This is a genomic window from Saccharothrix sp. CCNWYY140 (assembly GCF_037401995.1).
Lineage (GTDB): Bacteria > Actinomycetota > Actinomycetes > Mycobacteriales > Pseudonocardiaceae > Actinosynnema.
This window is the reverse complement of sequence record NZ_JBBEGC010000052.1, coordinates 1-17196: the sequence shown is the minus strand read 5'-3', so window position 1 is coordinate 17196 and position 17196 is coordinate 1. Positions and strand designations below refer to the sequence as shown.

The 17196-nt window shown below is 72.2% G+C and carries 20 protein-coding genes; all 20 read left to right on the top strand.

The window, feature by feature from the left end; all coding sequences use genetic code 11:
• Positions 1–141 precede the first annotated feature (141 nt).
• Positions 142–1611, top strand: a complete 1470-nt coding sequence (locus WBN91_RS22295) for an AMP-binding protein (RefSeq protein ID WP_337726448.1) — start codon at positions 142–144, stop codon at positions 1609–1611.
• Positions 1612–1628: 17 nt separating this feature from the next.
• Positions 1629–1865 carry a glutaredoxin family protein gene (locus WBN91_RS22290; RefSeq protein WP_337726449.1) on the top strand — a complete coding sequence of 79 codons (237 nt, stop codon included), beginning with the start codon at positions 1629–1631 and terminating at the stop codon, positions 1863–1865.
• Between the two features lie 70 nt (positions 1866–1935).
• Positions 1936–3423: a molybdopterin-dependent oxidoreductase gene (locus WBN91_RS22285; RefSeq protein ID WP_337726450.1), complete on the top strand. Its 1488-nt coding sequence runs from the start codon at positions 1936–1938 to the stop codon at positions 3421–3423.
• 87 nt (positions 3424–3510) lie between these two features.
• Positions 3511–4140, top strand: a complete 630-nt coding sequence (locus WBN91_RS22280; RefSeq protein WP_337726451.1) for a fasciclin domain-containing protein — start codon at positions 3511–3513, stop codon at positions 4138–4140.
• 261 nt (positions 4141–4401) lie between these two features.
• Entirely contained in the window at positions 4402–5217 is an 816-nt protein-coding gene (locus WBN91_RS22275; RefSeq protein ID WP_443217769.1) for a redox-sensing transcriptional repressor Rex, read from the top strand.
• 70 nt (positions 5218–5287) lie between these two features.
• Positions 5288–6622 carry a glutamyl-tRNA reductase gene (locus tag WBN91_RS22270; protein WP_337726453.1) on the top strand — a complete coding sequence of 445 codons (1335 nt, stop codon included), beginning with the start codon at positions 5288–5290 and terminating at the stop codon, positions 6620–6622.
• Complete coding sequence (gene hemC / locus WBN91_RS22265) at positions 6619–7560, top strand: hydroxymethylbilane synthase (protein WP_337726454.1); 942 nt, start codon at positions 6619–6621, stop codon at positions 7558–7560. Before WBN91_RS22270 ends, hemC begins: the two co-directional genes overlap by 4 nt.
• A gap of 14 nt (positions 7561–7574) precedes the next feature.
• Positions 7575–9107, top strand: coding sequence for a bifunctional uroporphyrinogen-III C-methyltransferase/uroporphyrinogen-III synthase (locus tag WBN91_RS22260; protein WP_337726455.1), 1533 nt, complete (start codon positions 7575–7577; stop codon positions 9105–9107).
• Positions 9108–9168: 61 nt separating this feature from the next.
• Positions 9169–10146, top strand: coding sequence for a porphobilinogen synthase (hemB, locus tag WBN91_RS22255; RefSeq protein ID WP_337726456.1), 978 nt, complete (start codon positions 9169–9171; stop codon positions 10144–10146).
• Entirely contained in the window at positions 10128–10634 is a 507-nt protein-coding gene (locus WBN91_RS22250; protein ID WP_337726457.1) for a hypothetical protein, read from the top strand. Before hemB ends, WBN91_RS22250 begins: the two co-directional genes overlap by 19 nt.
• Before the next feature lie 96 nt (positions 10635–10730).
• Positions 10731–11471 (top strand): hypothetical protein, encoded by a 741-nt coding sequence (locus WBN91_RS22245; RefSeq protein ID WP_337726458.1) that lies wholly within the window; start codon positions 10731–10733, stop codon positions 11469–11471.
• A gap of 81 nt (positions 11472–11552) precedes the next feature.
• A complete protein-coding gene (locus WBN91_RS22240; RefSeq protein WP_337726459.1) occupies positions 11553–12086 on the top strand; it encodes a hypothetical protein in 534 nt (177 codons plus the stop codon).
• On the top strand, positions 12083–12484 hold the full coding sequence (locus tag WBN91_RS22235) for a hypothetical protein (RefSeq protein ID WP_337726460.1): 402 nt from the start codon (positions 12083–12085) through the stop codon (positions 12482–12484). Before WBN91_RS22240 ends, WBN91_RS22235 begins: the two co-directional genes overlap by 4 nt.
• A 15-nt stretch (positions 12485–12499) precedes the next feature.
• Positions 12500–13267: a DUF308 domain-containing protein gene (locus WBN91_RS22230; RefSeq protein ID WP_337726461.1), complete on the top strand. Its 768-nt coding sequence runs from the start codon at positions 12500–12502 to the stop codon at positions 13265–13267.
• Positions 13264–13791, top strand: coding sequence for a hypothetical protein (locus tag WBN91_RS22225; RefSeq protein WP_337726462.1), 528 nt, complete (start codon positions 13264–13266; stop codon positions 13789–13791). Before WBN91_RS22230 ends, WBN91_RS22225 begins: the two co-directional genes overlap by 4 nt.
• Entirely contained in the window at positions 13791–14228 is a 438-nt protein-coding gene (locus WBN91_RS22220) for a DUF3093 family protein (RefSeq protein ID WP_337726463.1), read from the top strand. The genes WBN91_RS22225 and WBN91_RS22220 overlap by 1 nt, the downstream gene beginning before the upstream one ends.
• A gap of 14 nt (positions 14229–14242) precedes the next feature.
• Positions 14243–14542, top strand: a complete 300-nt coding sequence (locus tag WBN91_RS22215) for a hypothetical protein (protein ID WP_337726464.1) — start codon at positions 14243–14245, stop codon at positions 14540–14542.
• Between the two features lie 11 nt (positions 14543–14553).
• Positions 14554–15852, top strand: coding sequence for a glutamate-1-semialdehyde 2,1-aminomutase (gene hemL / locus WBN91_RS22210; protein WP_337726465.1), 1299 nt, complete (start codon positions 14554–14556; stop codon positions 15850–15852).
• Positions 15853–15869: 17 nt separating this feature from the next.
• On the top strand, positions 15870–16478 hold the full coding sequence (locus tag WBN91_RS22205; RefSeq protein WP_337726467.1) for a histidine phosphatase family protein: 609 nt from the start codon (positions 15870–15872) through the stop codon (positions 16476–16478).
• A complete protein-coding gene (locus tag WBN91_RS22200; protein ID WP_337726466.1) occupies positions 16475–17059 on the top strand; it encodes a TlpA disulfide reductase family protein in 585 nt (194 codons plus the stop codon). Before WBN91_RS22205 ends, WBN91_RS22200 begins: the two co-directional genes overlap by 4 nt.
• Positions 17060–17196: the final 137 nt, after the last annotated feature.

Below are 17196 nucleotides of genomic sequence, written 5' to 3'. Positions count from 1 at the left end.
TCGGGCAGCATACGTGTTGTTACTCCGTAGTAGGTAGCGGCAACCGGTCTCGAATCTGCGACGCGTTCGGAGGCACTGCGTGACGCCGCCCGTGCGTGACAGACTGCGCGGAGGGTCCGCAGTGTTCACCAGGAGGTCACCTTGACCGCTTCCGCTCGCAACGTCGCCGACCTGGTTCGCGCCTCCGCGCACCGTGGACCCAAGCACGTCGCACTGGTGGATGTCACGACTGCGAACAGTTACACCTGGGGCGAAGTCGACTCGTTCGTGGATCGCGAGGCTCACCGACTCGTGGACTCCGGTGTCGAGCCCGGTGACCGGGTCGTCGTGCGGCTGCCCACGGGTGTCGGGTTCTGCGTCGCCGTGTTCGGCGCGCTGCGCGCGGGCGCGGTCGTCGTGCCGGTCGGACCGGGTCAGCCGGCCCGCGAGTTGCAGCGGGTGCTGGCCGACTCCGGCGCGCGCCTGCTGGTCGGCGACGCGGGCGGGACGGACGTCGAGGCGCTGCCGGAGCCCGAGTTGGCGCCCGGCGAGGAGTTCACCGCGATCCGGTCGGGCGAGGACGTCGCCGTGCTCGGGTACACGTCCGGCACCTCCGGCAGCCCGCGCGGGGCGATGCTGTCGCACCGGGCGCTGCTGGCCAACGTCGACCAGTGCGCGTCCCTGCGGCCCGCGCCCGTGACGGCGGGTGACCGGGTGCTGCTGGCGCTGCCGCTGTTCCACGTCTACGGGCTGGGGCCGGGCCTGTTGCAGGTGGCGGGTGCGGGAGCGACCGCCGTGCTGCTGGAGCGGTTCGACGCCTCGGCCGCACTGGACGCCATCCGCGAGCACCGCGTGACCACGCTGGTCGGCGTGCCGCCGATGTACCAGGCGATCCTCAACCAGCCCGTCGAGCGGCTGCGCGAGGACCTGGCGACCGTGCGCCTGTTCACCTCCGGCGCCGCGCCCTTGGCGGCCGGGGTGCTGGAGGCCCTGCGCCAGGCCGTGGGCCTGCCGGTGTACGAGGGCTACGGGCTGACCGAGACCGGCCCGGTGCTGACGTCGACGCTGGTCGGCGGGGTGCCCAAGGCCGGTTCCGTGGGCCGGGCGCTGCCGGGCGTCGAGGTGCGCCTGGTCGACACCGACGGCCGGCCGCTGGACCTGGAGGAGGACGAGCCGGGCACGGGCCTGGTCGCGGCCCGCGGCGACAACCTGTTCAGCGGCTACTGGCCGGACGGGGCGCACGGCCCGGACGGGTCGGGCTGGTTCCGGACCGGTGACGTGGGCTTCTTCGACGAGGACGGCGACCTGCACCTGGTGGACCGGGCGGGCGACCTGATCATCGTGAACGGCTTCAACGTGTACCCGCACGAGGTCGAGCAGGTGGTGGCCGAGCTGGCGGGGGTCGCGGAGTCGGCGGCGGTCGGGGTGCCGGACGAGCGGACCGGGGAGTCGGTGAAGGTCGTGGTGGTGCCGGCGGCCGGCGCGGACCTGACCGAGGACGCCGTCAAGGAGCACTGCGCCGCGCGGCTGGCGAAGTTCAAGGTGCCGACGGTGGTGGAGTTCGCCCAGACCCTGCCGCACTCGCCCACCGGCAAGCTCGCCCGCGCCCGCCTGCGGATGCCACTGGCGTGAGCGGCACAATCGGCTCCGTGAGCCACCACGTGACGCTGATGAGCCGGGTCGACTGCCACGCGTGCGAGCAGGCCAAGGCGGACCTGGAGCGGATCTGCGGCGAACTCGGCGTGCCCTGGGACGTGCAGGACGTCGACAGCGACCGCGAACTGCGCGCCGAGTACGGCGACCGCGTGCCGGTGATCCTGGTCGACGGCGAGGAACACGGCTACTGGTCGGTCGAGGAACCCCGCCTCCGCGCCGCCCTCGCTTGAGAGCACCCCCGGATTACCGCCCGCTTACGGAATCGGCGAACCGGACGGCGGCGGGTGTCGAATTCCCCTTATGAACCGTTGGACCGCCGCCCTGGTCGGGATCGTGAGCGTGGTCGCCGCACTGGCCGCCGGGCACCTCGTCGCCGCGCTCGTCGGGCCGTCCGCCTCGCCTTTCCTCGCGGTCGGGAACACGTTCATCGACCTCACCCCGTCGCCGCTCAAGGACTTCGCCGTCCGGACCTTCGGCACCTACGACAAGCTCGTCCTGCTGATCGGCATGGCGGTGGTCATCGCGGCGCTCGCGATCGCCGCCGGGCTCCTGTCGCGTCGGAGTCCCACGCCGGGCACGGTGTTGGCCGCCGCTCTCGGCGTGGTGGGGGTCGCCGCCGTGCTCTACCGGCCCGACCTGGGCCAACTCGGTCTCCTCGCACCCCTGGCGGCCGGGGCGGTCGGGATCGGGGTGTTCCGGTGGTTGCACGCCGAAGCGCAGCGCGAGCGGCAGGTCGAGGGGCGGCGCAGTTTTCTGATCGTCGCCGGGGGCAGCGTCATCGCCGGGCTCGGTGGGCAGCTCCTCGGTCAGCGCACGGACGTCGAGGGGTCGCGCGCGGCTGTCGGCGAGCTCAAACCGACCGTGAAAGCGCCGGCGATCCCGGACGGCGCGGACTTCGCCGGGCAGGGCACGCCCTCGTTCATCACGCCCAACCGCGACTTCTACCGCATCGACACCGCGCTGAGCGTCCCGCGCCTGCGCGCCGAGGACTGGATCCTGCGCGTCCACGGCCTGGTCGAGCGCGAACTGACCCTCGACTACGCCGACCTGCGCCGACGTGACCTGGTCGAGCGCACGATCACCATGACGTGCGTGTCCAACGAGGTCGGCGGGCCGTACGTGTCCACGGCCAACTTCGTCGGCGTCCCCCTCCACCAGGTCCTGGAGGAGGCCGGGGTCAAGCCCGAGGCCGACCAGCTGTTCTCCACCAGCGCGGACGGCTGGACGGCCGGCTCGCCCGTGGACGTCGTCCTCGACCCCGACCGGGGCGCGCTGATTGCCCTGGGCATGAACGGCGAGCCCCTGCCGATCGAGCACGGCTTCCCGGCCCGCCTGGTCGTCCCGGGCCTCTACGGCTACGTGAGCGCCACCAAGTGGGTCGTGGAACTCGAACTCACCACCTTCGCCGCCAAGCGCGGGTACTGGCTGGACCGCGGCTGGGCGCAGCGCGCCCCGATCAAGACCATGTCCCGCATCGACAGCCCGAAGGGCCTGTCCAAGACCGGCGGCAAGGTCACCGTGGCGGGTGTCGCGTGGGCGCAGCCGACCGGTGTCGCGAAGGTCGAGGTGCGGGTGGACGGCGGACCGTGGCAGGTCGCCGAGCTGTCCGCCGACGTGAACGACTCGGCGTGGCGCATGTGGCGGCTGCCGCTGGACCTGCGGCCCGGGAGCCACACGGTCGAGAGCCGCGCCACCGACAAGTCCGGGTTCACCCAGCCCCAGGAGCGGGTGGCCCCGGTGCCGGACGGCGCGACCGGCTGGCACTCCCTCTTCTTCACGGTCGAGTGATCGCCGAAATTCACCCGAACCGGAGCGAACCGAGCATCGAACGTCTCAGTGAATACCGAACCCGGTAAAACTGAGGAGTGATCCGCCGTGCGGAACAGCAAGCTCGCCCTGGTCGGAGCCGCCGTCGCCGCCCTCGCGCTCACCGCGTGCAGCGCGAACGACAACGCCTCCACCGCCACCACGACCACCACCACGACCACCCAGGCGGTGGCCGACGGCGTCACCAAGACCACGGACGTCTTCGGCTCCGGCTGCGCCGGCGTCCCCCAGGACACGCAGAACGAGGGCTCCCTCCAGGGCATGGTGGACGACCCGGTGGCCACCGCCGCGAGCAACAACCCGCTGCTCACCAAGCTGGTCGCGGCGGTCAAGGCGGCCAACCTGGTGGACACGCTGAACTCGCAGTCCGCGATCACCGTGTTCGCGCCCGCCGACCCGGCGTTCGCCGAGCTCGGTGACGCCAAGTTCGCGGAACTGGCCGGTCAGCCCGACACGCTGGGCAAGATCCTCCAGTTCCATGTGGTCGGCAAGCGCTACGACGCCGAGGGCCTGCGCGCGGCGGGCACGGTCAAGGCGCTCACCGGGCAGGACCTGAAGGTCGAGGGCTCCGGCGCGACCATGACGGTCAACGGCGCGCCGGTCCTGTGCGGCAACATCCCGACCAAGAACGCCACCGTCTTCGTGATCGGCAAGGTGCTCACGCCTCCCGCGGCGTGACCTCGAGCGGACCTCGCAGCAGGTTCACTCGATGGTGGAACCACGCTGGAAAACCGGCGGTCCACCGCCCGGGGCCGAGTGCGGCGCGTATCCACGCCCGCCCTCGGCCCCCTTTCGTTGCGGGGGGATGTTCCGTGGGGTGTGGAGCAACATCAAGAAGTACCGCCGAGCGGTGTCCATCAACTTTGTGCATACGTTCACAAGCGGTACGGTGGGGCCATCACCCCGCTGGTGACGGTGCCCGGCGGGTCAATCGGTCGGATGTCGAGGAGAGCCAGCGTGGTGGATCGGCGGGGCGCGGGTGACGAGGTTGTGACCACCGCCGCCAAGAGAGCCGCCGACGCCTCCGCCGAGTCCACTCAGGCCGAGTCCGCCTCTGACGTCCGCGAGCGCGCCCGCGCCATCCCGGAGGCCGCCGTCGCCCGCCTCGCCGTGTACCTGAGGGTGCTCTCCGGCCTGGCCGAGCAGGGCGTGACCACCATCTCCAGCGAGGAGCTGGCGGGCGCCGCCGGGGTCAACTCGGCGAAGCTGCGCAAGGACCTGTCCTACGTCGGGTCGTACGGCACGAGGGGCGTCGGCTACGACGTCGAGGTCCTCGTGAGCCACATCGAGCGCATCCTCGGACTGACCCGGAAGCACTCCGTCGCGGTCGTCGGGATCGGTAATCTTGGTCACGCGCTGGCCAACTACGGCGGGTTCCCGAGCCGGGGTTTCCCGGTCGCCGCGCTGTTCGACATCGACCCCGACCTGACCGGTGTGCCGGTAGGTGGCATACCTGTCAACCACATCGACGACATCACGTCCGTGTGCGCCGAACGCGAGGTCTCGATCGGCGTCATCGCGACGCCGCCGCAGGCGGCTCAAGCCGTCTGCGACCGTTTGGTATCCGCCGGAGTGCAGTGCATCCTGAACTTCGCACCCGTTGTGCTCCAAGTGCCGGATTACGTCGAGGTGCGGAAGGTCGACCTGGCGGTCGAGATGCAGATCCTGTCGTTCCACGTCGCGCGACGGGCTGACGAAGCCGCCGGTGACGTCGTCAACGGTGTCGGTGTGGACGGGGTGGTGATTCGCCCGTGATCGTGCGGGTTGTGCGCCAGGTGGCGCTCATGGGCACGTCGGCGGAGCCGACCACGGGCAGGGTCCCGGTATGAGTGTCCTCGTCGTCGGACTTTCGCATCGCACCACCCCCGTTCCTGTGCTGGAGCGCGCCGCCGTCGCCGACTCCGACCTGGGCAAGGTCCTCGACCAGCTGCTCCAGGCGCCCAGCGTCTCCGAGGCCGTGCTGCTCTCGACCTGCAACCGGGTCGAGGTGTACGCGGTCGTCGAGACCTTCCACGGCGGCATGAACGAGGTCGTCGAGGTGCTGGCCCGGCAGGCCTCCGCCGAGCCGGCCGACCTGTTCGAGCACCTCTACGTGCACTACTCCGCCGCCGCCGTCGAGCACCTGTTCTCCGTCGCGGGCGGCCTGGACTCGATGGTCGTCGGCGAGGCCCAGATCCTCGGCCAGCTGCGCACCGCCTACAACCGGGCCGACGAGGCCGGCGTGGTCGGCCGCACCCTGCACGAGCTGGTCCAGCAGGCGCTGCGGGTCGGCAAGCGCGTGCACTCCGACACCGACATCGACCACGCCGGCGCGTCCGTGGTCTCCGAGGCCCTCTCCGACGCCGCCGAGGCGCTGGGCGGGCTCGCGGGCCGCCGCGCGCTGATCGTGGGCGCGGGCTCGATGGGCGGCCTGGCCGCCGCGCACCTGCGCCGCGCCGGCGTCGGCGAGGTCGTGATCGCCAACCGGACCGCCGCCAACGGCGCCCGCCTGGCCGAGTCGCTGACCGCCGACGGCGTGCCCGCCCGCTCCACCGGCCTGACCGACCTGGTCGCCGAGATCGCCCGCGCCGACGTGCTGTTCGCCTGCACCGGCTCGGTCGACACCGTCGTGGGCGCGGAGCTGATCGGCGACCGCGAGCCCGGCCGCCCGCTGGTCGTGTGCGACCTGGGCCTGCCCAAGGACGTGGACCCGGCCGCCGCGCTGCTGTCCGGTGTGCGCGTGGTCGACCTGGAGACCCTCCAGCGCCGGCTGTCCGAGGCCCCCGCGGGCCTGGGCGCGAGCCGTGCCGCCGAGATCGTGACCGAAGAGGTCCGCAGCTACCTGGCGGGCCAGCGCAAGGCCGAGGTCACGCCCACCGTGACGGCGCTGCGCAAGCGGGCCGCCGAGGTCGTGGACGCCGAGCTGCTGCGCCTGGACTCCCGGCTGCCGCAGCTGGACGGCACCGTCCGCGACGAGCTGGCCAAGACCGTGCGCCGCGTGGTCGACAAGCTCCTGCACACCCCGACCGTGCGGGTCAAGGAGCTGGCCGCCGCGCCCGGCGGCGAGGGCTACGCCGACGCGCTGCGCGAGCTGTTCGGCCTCGACCCGCAGAAACCGGCCGCCGTCAGCACCCCCCTCTCGACGCAGAACCCGACGCAGACCAAAGGTGAGAAGCGGTGAACCGCACCCTGAGGATCGGCACGCGCGGCAGTGCCCTGGCACTCGCGCAGACCGGTCACGTGGCCGACGCGTTGCGCGCCGCGGGCGCCGACGTGGAGATCGTGACCATCTCGACCCCCGGCGACCGGTCGTCCGCGCCGATCGCCGAGATCGGCATCGGGGTGTTCACCTCGGCGCTGCGCGACGCGCTGGCGAACGGTGAGATCGACATCGCCGTCCACTCCTACAAGGACCTGCCCACCGCGCCCGACCCGCGCCTGTCGCTGGCCGCGGTGCCCCCGCGCGAGGACCCGCGCGACGCGCTGGTCGCCCGGGACGGCCTGACCCTGGGCGAGCTGCCCGCCGGGTCGCGCGTCGGCACCGGCTCGCCCCGGCGGGCCGCCCAGCTCGACGCCCTCGGGCTCGGCCTGGAGGTCGTGCCCCTGCGCGGCAACGTGGACACCCGCATCCGCAAGGTGCGCGACGGCGAGCTGGACGCCGTGGTGCTGGCCCGCGCGGGCATCGCGCGACTGGGCCGGACCGCGGAGATCACCGAGACCCTGGAGCCCATCCAGATGCTCCCCGCGCCCGCCCAGGGCGCCCTCGCGGTGGAGTGCCGGGTCGACGACGTCGACACCGAGCACCTCCTCCGGTCCACTCTGGACGACTCGGCCAGTCGGGCCGCTGTCGCCGCCGAGCGCGCGCTGCTGGCCGCGCTCGAAGCTGGTTGCAGCGCGCCGGTCGGCGCACTGGCCGATGTGGTGGAAGACCTCGACGACCAGGGAGCGGTGGTCCACCGCCTGTCCCTGCGCGGGGTCATGGCGGCGGAGGACGGCGACCTCCTCCGTGCGTCCGCCACCGGTGACTTGACCGCAGCAGAGGAACTCGGCCGCGCGCTGGCCGCCGAGTTGCTCGACCTTTCCGGCCTCGCCGCTGCGCGGTCGGAAGGGCGTAGTTGATGGGGAGTGCCCTGATGACCCGCGCACGCAAGACCCCTGGCCGCGTCGCCTTCGTGGGTTCCGGCCCCGGCGACACCGGCCTGCTCACGGTCCGTGCCCGTGACCTGCTGGCCAAGGCCGAGCTGGTGGTGACGGACCCGGACGTGCCGTCCGAGGTGGTCGCCCTCGTACCGGACGGCGTCGAGACCCGCCCGGCGGTCGGCGACCCGGCCGACGTGGCGAAGGACCTGGTCGCCGAGGCGAAGAACGGCCACACCGTGGTCCGGCTGGTGGCGGGCGACCCGCTGACCCTGGACTCCGTGGTGAAGGAGGCGCACGCCGTCTCGAAGACCACGATCGCCTTCGACGTGGTGCCGGGCGTCCCGGCGGGCACGGCGGTGCCCGCGTACGCGGGCGTGGCGCTGGGCGCCGTGCACACCGAGGCCGACGTCCGGGGCGTGACCGACTGGGCGAGCCTGGCTTCCGCGCCCGGCACGCTCGTCCTGCACGCGACCGGCAGCCACCTGGCCGAGGCCGCGTCCTCGCTGGTCGAGCACGGCCTGGCCCCGCAGACCCCGGTCGCGGTGACCGCGGACGGCACCGGCTTCGGCCAGCGCACCGTGGACACCACCCTGGCCTCGCTGGCCGCCGACGCCGGTGACCTGGGCGGACCGCTGGTGGTGACCGTCGGCGCGGCCGTCGCGAACCGCGCGAAGCTGTCCTGGTGGGAGTCCCGCGCCCTGTACGGCTGGCGGGTGCTGGTGCCGCGCACCAAGGAGCAGGCGGGCGCGATGAGCGACCGGCTGCACTCGCACGGCGCGATCCCGGTGGAGGTGCCGACCATCTCGGTCGAGCCGCCCCGCTCGCCCGCGCAGATGGAGCGCTCGGTCAAGGGCCTGGTCGACGGCCGCTACCAGTGGGTGGTGTTCACCTCGACCAACGCCGTGCGCGCGGTGTGGGAGAAGTTCCGCGAGTTCGGCCTGGACGCGCGGGCGTTCTCCGGCGTGAAGATCGCGTGCGTGGGCGAGTCCACGGCGGCGAAGGTGCGCTCGTTCGGGATCATCCCCGAGCTGGTGCCCTCCGGCGAGCAGTCCTCCGAGGGCCTGCTGGCCGACTTCCCGCCCTACGACGACATCCTCGACCCGGTGGACCGCGTGCTGCTGCCGCGGGCGGACATCGCCACCGAGACCCTCGCGGCGGGCCTGCGCGAGCGCGGCTGGGAGATCGACGACGTGACGGCCTACCGGACCGTCCGGGCCGCCCCGCCGCCCGCCGACACCCGCGAGATGATCAAGTCCGGCGGGTTCGACGCGGTGTGCTTCACCTCGTCGTCCACCGTGCGGAACCTGGTCGGCATCGCGGGCAAGCCGCACGCCCGGACCCTCGTGGCGTGCATCGGCCCGCAGACGGCGGAGACCGCGCGCGAGTTCGGCCTGCGGGTCGACGTGCAGCCGGAGGACGCCAACGTGCCGGCCCTGGTCGACGCGCTGGCCCAGCACGCGGCCCGGCTCCGGGCGGAGGGCGCACTGCCCCCGCCTCGCAAGACCAAGCGTTTGCGCCGCTCGTAAACAGCAATCGGTCGGGGCCACTTCACGGTGGCCCCGACCGCGTTTCGTAGGGAGTGCCGCCGTGTTCCCCGCCCACCGCCCCCGCCGCCTGCGCACCACGCCCGCCATGCGCCGCCTGGTCTCCGAGACCACCGTGCGCCCGCGCCAGCTGGTGCTGCCCATGTTCGTCAAGGAAGGCGCCGACGCGCCGAGCGAGATCGCGTCCATGCCGGGCGTGCTCCAGCACACCCGCGAGTCGCTGCGCAAGGCCGCCGTCGAGGCCGTCCAGGCGGGGGTCGGCGGCATCATGCTGTTCGGCGTCCCGAGCACCCGCGACGCCGTCGGCTCCGGCGCGACCGACCCCGACGGCATCCTCAACGCCGCCCTGCGCGACCTGCGCTCGGAGCTGGGCGACAGCACCGTGCTGATGTCGGACTGCTGCCTGGACGAGTTCACCGACCACGGCCACTGCGGCGTCCTCACCCCCACCGGCGAGGTCGACAACGACGCCACGCTGGAGGTCTACGGCGAGATGGCCGTCGCCCAGGCCCGCGCCGGCGCCCACGTCGTCGGCCCCAGCGGCATGATGGACGGCCAGATCGGGTTCATCCGCGCCGCCTTGGACGAGGCCGGGTACACCGACACCGGCATCCTCGCCTACGCGGTCAAGTACGCCTCCGCGCTCTACGGGCCGTTCCGGGACGCGGTGGAGTCGCAGCTCAAGGGCGACCGCAAGACCTACCAGCAGGACCCGGCCAACGCCCGCGAGGCGCTGCGCGAGGTCGAGCTGGACCTGGCCGAGGGCGCGGACATGGTCATGGTCAAGCCGGCCCTGCCCTACCTGGACGTGCTGGCGTCCGTCGCGCAGGTCTCGACCGTGCCGGTCGCGGCGTACCAGATCTCCGGCGAGTACGCGATGGTCGAGGCCGCCGCCCGCAACGGGTGGATCGACCGCGAGCGGACCGTGCTGGAGACCCTGACGTCGATCCGCCGCGCGGGCGCGGACATCGTGCTCACCTACTGGGCGGTGGAGGCGGCACGGTGGCTCGACCGGGAGTGACCCCGCCCCCGCGCTGGATCGAGATCTCGCGCTGGCTGTGGATCGGCAGCGCCGTCGTCGGCCTCGGCCGGTTCCTGGTGCAGCTGGCCGACCGGGAGATGCTGATCGGCAGGCTGCGCCAGGAGCAGCCCACCCTGTCCCAGGACGAGCTGGACGCCGCGGCGACCGGTGGCGTGGTGTTCGGCCTGCTCCTGGGCGGTCTGCTGGTGCTGGTGTACGCGCTGCTGGCCAACCGCATGGCGCAGGGCCGCAACTGGGCGCGGATCGTGCTGACCGTGTTCGGCGCGGTCGGCGTGTTCCTGGGCGTGGTTCGGCTGATCGCCGTGGGCTCGGGGCTGGCGGCGGCGTTCCAGCTGGTCATCCCGACCGCGGACCTGGTGTTCGGGGCGATCACGATGGTCCTGGACGCCATCGCCCTGGTCCTGATGTACCTGCCGTCGGTGTCGTCCCACTTCGTGGTGTCCCGGACTCCAGTTCAAAGGACCTGACGGACACAGCGGTCCGTCAGCCCCGGTGCACCACGGGTAGCTAACGGATTGTGGTTTCCGGTCGACGCGGAGCGCACGGGCTTCTACGGTCCGCGCATGACCACTCCTCAAAACCCGTACGGCCAGGGTGGGCCGGGCGGCCCGCAGCAGCCGGGCGGGTACCCCCAGCAGGGCGGCCACCCGCAGCAGGGTGGCTACCCCCAGCAGGGCGGTTACCCGCAACAGGGTGGCTACCCGCAGCAGGGCGGGTACCCCCAGCCGGGCGGACCCCAGGGCGGCTACCCCCAGCAGGGCGGGTACCAGCAGCCCGGCGGCTACCCGCAGCAGCCCGGCTACCCGCCGGCCGCCCCGCCACTCGGGCACCACGAGCTGCACCGACCCCAGCGCCCGAAGTCCGTCGACACGGCCTTCCTGCTGTACATGGTCCTCGCGGGTCTGGGCATCCTGGCCACGGTCTTCAGCTTCTTCACCGCCAAGCAGGCCGCGGAGCAGGCGCTCAAGGACCTCCGCGACGCCGGTCTCGACACCTCGAACATCCCGGTGCCGGAGCCGTCCTACGGCAGCGCGATCGTCAACCTGATCCTGTTCGCGGTGATGATCGCCCTGGTCATGCTGATGCGCAACGGCCAGAACTGGGCGCGCATCGTGCTGGCCGTCCTGAGCGGCCTCTACCTCATCCTGGCTCTGATCCTCGCCATCGGCATCGGAGTGCTGTTCAGCTTCGGCATCTTCGGCATCATCCAGGGTGTGTTGATCATCGTGAACATCGCGCTGACCATCGGTGCGCTGGTGATGATGTTCCGGCCGGACGCCAACCACTACTTCAAGGCGAGCTGATCCCAGCCGCCCGGTCACGAGGTCGCTGCACACCGCCTGTCGCGGTGGACAGCGACCTTGTCTGGTTCTAGCGTTTCGATCGTGACCATGCCTCAGGACCCCGACGAGGGTCGGCAGCAGCCCGCGATACCCCCGCCACCGCCGTTGAGCGAATCCGAGCTGTCCGGTGCGCAGGCGGTCGACCGGCCCGCGGCGCCCACCGAGGTGCGGGTGTCGTTCTGGATCTGGGTCGCCGGTGCGGTCCTGTTCGGGCTCGGCGCGATCTACGCGCTCACCCAGCGCGACCAGTTCACCGAGGCGGTCCGGGCGACGCCGCAGGCCAAGGACCTCGCGCCGGACGCCATCGAGGCCGCCGCGACCGCGAGCTGGCTGTTCGCCGTGCTGCTGAACGTGGTGCTGGCCGGTCTGCTGGTGCTCTTCGCGTTCCAGGTGCGGGCGGGCAAGAGCTGGGCCCGGGTCGTGCTCGCCGTGCTGACCGCGCTGGTCCTGCTGATCGTGCTGTTCGGCCCGTCGCCGCTCGGCCTGCTCACCGCCCTGCTCAGCATCGTGGGCGTGGTCCTGCTGTACCTGCCCAACTCGAAGGCCTACTTCGACGCGGTGAAGCGGGCGCGGTGACCGACCAGCCGCCGGCGACCGCTCGGGCGGCGGTGGCGCTGTGGTACGCGCTCGCCGCGTTCGGCGTGGTCAACGTCGCCTACCTGTGGGTGCGCCGCGACGCGCTGGAGGAGGTCGCCGCCCGCGAGGGCTTCGACGACGGCGCGGTGACGGCGTTGTTGCTCCAGCTCACCGCGGTCGCGGTGGTGTTCGGGGCCGGGTACGCGGTCTTCGGGCGGATGCTGCGGCTGGGCAAGCCGTGGGCGCGGCGCGCGGTCACCGCCGTGGCGCTGCTGCACGTGGTGTGGCTGCTGCTGTCCCGGTCGGCGTCGGCGAACGTGGTGGTGGTGCTGCTCATCGTCGCCGGATGTGTGCTCACCTGGCTGCGCGGTACGGCAGAGTGGGTGAAGCAGCACTAGCTCCCGGAGTCGACCATGCCCGAGCCAGACCCGTTCGCGTCGCCGTTCCACCACGTCCGGTTGCCCGGCGAGCCCGAGCCGACCACCGGGTACGGCTACCTGGGGCCGATGCCCGGCGCGCCCGAGCACCCGGTCGACCCGTACGCGGCCTCCAGCCCGTACGCGTCCAGCCCTTATGCGGCGCCCAACGCGTACGAGACGTCCAATCCGTACGCGACGCCGACCTCGGCACCCAACCCGTACGCGGTGCCGGTGGGGTACCCGTACGTGTCGGCGGCGGCGGACGTGCACGTCAAACTGTTCCAGCGGCCGATGGCGCTGCTGGTGTCGTCGTGGAGCTGGCTCGCGGCGACCGTGCTGGTGGTGCTCGTGCTGCCCGCCCTGTTCTTCCTGGACCCGGACGTGCACGCGGCCGAGCTGTACGAGGAGTCGCAGACCGAGCTGGAGCCGATGACCCGCGCCGAGGCCGAGATCGTCGCCCAGATCACCCCGATGATCTTCGCGGTGATCTTCGCCGTCCTGGCCGTCCCGTACGTCGTCGCGGCGATCAAGCTGCGCGGCGGGCGGAACTGGCCGCGGGTGGTGCTGGCGGTGCTCGGGGCGCTCGCTGCGGTGTTCGGGCTGATCATGCTGGCGGTGTTCGCGGGCGGCGCGGTGCCGTACGTGAACTGGGTGGCGGGCACGGTCTGGGCGCTGCTGTTCCTCGCCGCCGTCTTCCTGGGCATAGTGGCCATGTTCGTCCCGCCGGCCAACGCGTACGTGAGAGCGGTGAGCGCCCGATGACCCAGCCGCCGTACGGGCCGCCCCAGGACCCGCAGCAGCACCCCTACCAGCAGTACCCGCAGGCCGGGCAGGTCCAGCACGGGTTCCCCGCCATGCGCGGCGTCGACCAGCGGACGACCGGTGTCGTGCGGCCCCCGGTGGTCCTCGTCGGGTTCGTGCTGTGGCTGGTGGCCGCGATGGCGTGGCCGGTGGGCACCGTGGTCCGGGTCGGCGTCGAGGAAGGCAGCTTCGAGGGCTTCGGGCCGATCATGTCGATGTTCGTGTCCCTGTGCCTGTTCGTCGGCGGGCTGTGGGGCGCCGTGGCGTTCTACGGCGGCAGCTACTTCGCCCGGATCGCGCTGTGCGGCGGCTCGATGGTGATCGGCGTGCTGGCGCTCGCGGCGGCCCTGGTCGCGGCCCGGGACGAGCTGGACGAGCCGCTGTCGTGGGTGGTCATCGTGGCCAGGCTGGTGCTGCCGGTCGTGGCCGCGGTGGTGAGCTTCCTGCCGGGCACCCGGCACTTCTTCGCGGGGAACCTCGGCTAGTGGAACAGCCCGTCCTGTACGCCGAGCCCGGCGCGTCCTGGTGGCCCCTGCTGTGGGGACCGGTGTTCGTGCTGGTCGGCGTGGTCGTGGAGGCGGTCACCGGCGGCGTGTGGATCGCGCTGTGGGCGGTCGTCGGGTTCGTGCTGACCTGCTGCGCCGCCCTGTGGGTGGCCGGGCGGCGGCGCGTCTACGGGGTGCGGCTCACCCCGGTGTCGCTGCGCCTGGGCCAGGAGGAGCTGCCCACGCGGGACATCGCCGAGGTCGAGGGCGTCGAACCGCGCGCCGGTGCGAAAGTGCTGGGTGGCGGGTGGACCGTGCCGCGCGGGACCAGTGAAGTGCCGATCCGGCTCGCCGACGGAGCCGTGGTCACCGGGTGGGCGCGGGACCCCGACGCGCTGCGCGAGGCCGTCCACCGCCTGCTGACGCACCGGACATGAGAGGCTTGCACACCGTGACGACTGTTCCCGGGCTGCACCAGCCGAAGCGCGCGATCGTCGCCGCGGTCGAGGTGGTGGCGGTGGTGGCGCTGGCGTTCGCGGTCGTGTGGTGCTGGCACCGGGGTGTCCTGCGCTACAGCTACCCGGCCGCCGACCGCGCCCCGCTGGAGTCCACGCGGTACCTCGGCAACTGGATCGGCGCGGCGATCGGCCTGGCCACACTGGGTGGTGTGCTGCTGCTCGACGCGGCCCGCCAGGTGGTGCTCGCGGTCCGTGCCCGTGGTCGGAAGCAGGCCGATCCGCCGGACGTGTGAGACTGGGGGGCGTGACTTCGACGCGATCCCAGGCGCTGTTCGAGCGCGCGGCGGCGGTTATCCCCGGTGGCGTCAACTCGCCGGTCCGGGCCTTCCACTCGGTGGGCGGCACGCCCCGGTTCATGGTGCGCGGCGAGGGACCCCATCTGTGGGACGCCGACGGCAACCGGTACGTCGACCTGGTGTCCTCGTGGGGGCCCATGATCCTCGGCCACGCCCACCCGTCGGTGGTGGAGGCCGTGCGCGCCGCGGCCGTGCACGGCCTGTCGTTCGGCACGCCGACCGAGGGCGAGATCGAGCTCGCCGAGGAGATCATCGACCGGGTCGGACCGGTCAACCAGGTGCGGCTGGTCAACTCCGGCACCGAGGCCACCATGAGCGCCATCCGCCTGGCCCGCGGGTTCACCGGGCGGCGCAAGGTGATCAAGTTCGCCGGCTGCTACCACGGGCACGTGGACGCGCTGCTCGCCCAAGCCGGGTCCGGAGTCGCCACGCTGGGCCTGCCGACCTCGCCGGGCGTGACCGGCGCGCAGGCCGCCGACACGATCGTCCTGCCGTACAACGACGTCAAGGCCGTGCGGAAGGCGTTCGAGGAGAACCCGGACGAGATCGCCTGCGTGATCACCGAGGCGGCGGCGGGCAACATGGGCGCGGTCGCGCCCAAGCACAACGCTGAGCTGCGCGAGCTGTGCCACGAGCACGGGGCGCTGCTGGTGATGGACGAGGTGATGACCGGGTTCCGGGTGTCCCGCTCGGGCTGGTTCGGGCTGGAGAACGTGCCCGGCGACCTCTACACGTTCGGCAAGGTCATGTCCGGCGGCCTGCCCGCGGCGGCGTTCGGCGGGCGCTCGGAGATCATGTCCCGGCTCGCGCCCAGCGGTCCGGTGTACCAGGCCGGGACCCTGTCCGGTAACCCCGTGGCGGTGGCGGCCGGCCTCGCCACCCTGCGCGCCGCGACCGACGAGGTCTACCTGAAGCTCGACGCCAACGCGACCCGCCTGGGCGCCCTGTTCACGGCGGCGCTGACCGAGGCCGGCGTGCCGCACCGCGTCCAGTTCGCGGGGAACCTGGTGAGCGTGTTCTTCACCGAGGACGAGGTCACCGACTACGCCGGCGCCCAGGCCGCGCAGACCTGGCGCTTCCCCCCGTTCTTCCACGCCCTGCTGGAGCGCGGCGTGTACGCGCCGCCCAGCGCCTTCGAGGCGTGGTTCGTCAACGCCGCCATGACCGAGGAGGACTTCGCGGTGATCGCGGACGCCCTACCCCACGCCGCCCGCGCCGCCGCCGCTGCCACCGAGGTGCAGAAGTGAGCCGCACCGTCGTCCACATGCTGCGACACGGCGAGGTCCACAACCCGACCGGCATCCTCTACGGCCGCCTGCCCGGGTTCAAGCTGTCGGAAAGAGGCCAGAAGCAGGCCCTGACCGTCGCAGAGCACCTGAGGGACCACGACATCGCGCACGTCGTGGCGTCCCCTTTGGACCGTGCACAGCAGACCGCCGCACCGATCGCCGACTCCCACCGGCTGGAGCTGGCGACGGACGACCGGCTGATCGAGGCGGACAACCAGTTCGAGGGCTTGAAGGTGGCGGTGGGGGACGGTGCTCTGCGGTCGCCCAAGCACTGGCCGAAGCTGGTGAACCCGTTCCGGCCGTCGTGGGGCGAGCCGTACCTGGAGATCGCCCACCGGATGTTGGGCGCCGTCCAGCGGGCGCGGTTGGCGGCGGAGGGCCACGAGGCGGTGTGCGTGTCGCACCAACTGCCGATCTGGACCCTGCGTAGGTTCCTGGAGGGCAAGCGCATGTGGCACGACCCCCGGCGGCGAGAGTGCTCGCTGGCGTCCCTGACCAGCCTCGTGTTCGAGGGCGAGGAACTGGTGAGGGTCGTCTACACCGAGCCCGTGGGCGCGACCAACCCGAGGGTGACCGGGGCATGAGGCGGTTTGTGCTCGCGTTGGTCGGTGTTCTGGTCGGCGTGCCGGCCCTGGCGGGTTGCTCCACCGGGGACGACGCGGTGGTCGCCGGCTCGGACTTCCAGTTGGTCGCCCCGGCCGGCCAGGTCCGCATCCGCTACGACGCGGACGAGCGCAAGGTCGTGCGCGGCCTGACCGGCCCGGACGTGCGCGACAACGCGAAGACCGTGAACCTGGACGACTACGCGGGCAAGGTCGTGGTGGTCAACATCTGGGGTTCGTGGTGCCCGCCGTGCCGGACCGAGGCCCCCGAGTTGCAGAAGGTCCAGGACGAGCTGGGCGCGGACGCGGTGCAGGTGCTCGGCGTGGCGGTGAAGGAGAGTTCTACCGAGGGGCCTCGGGACTTCCTGGCCAATCGGGGGTTGACGTATCCGTCGATCTACGACGAGTCGGGGCGGTCGATCCTGGTGTTCAAGGGGTTGCCGCCCAATGCGGTGCCGTCCACGTTTGTGTTGGACAAGCAGCATCGGGTGGCGGCGGTGTTCTTGGTGGGGGTTATCGCTTCGGACCTCACGCCGATCGTGAAGGAACTCGCGGCGGAGTAGCTCCGTCCTTCGCACTGGCCGCCCATCGCGCCGAAGGCGCACGCCCGAAGGGCGGGGGGTTCTTGCGTTCCGCCAAGCGGCAGCGACCACGGGAAGGGCCTCGGTTTCTTTCCCCGTCCGGCCTGGGCGAAGCCCAA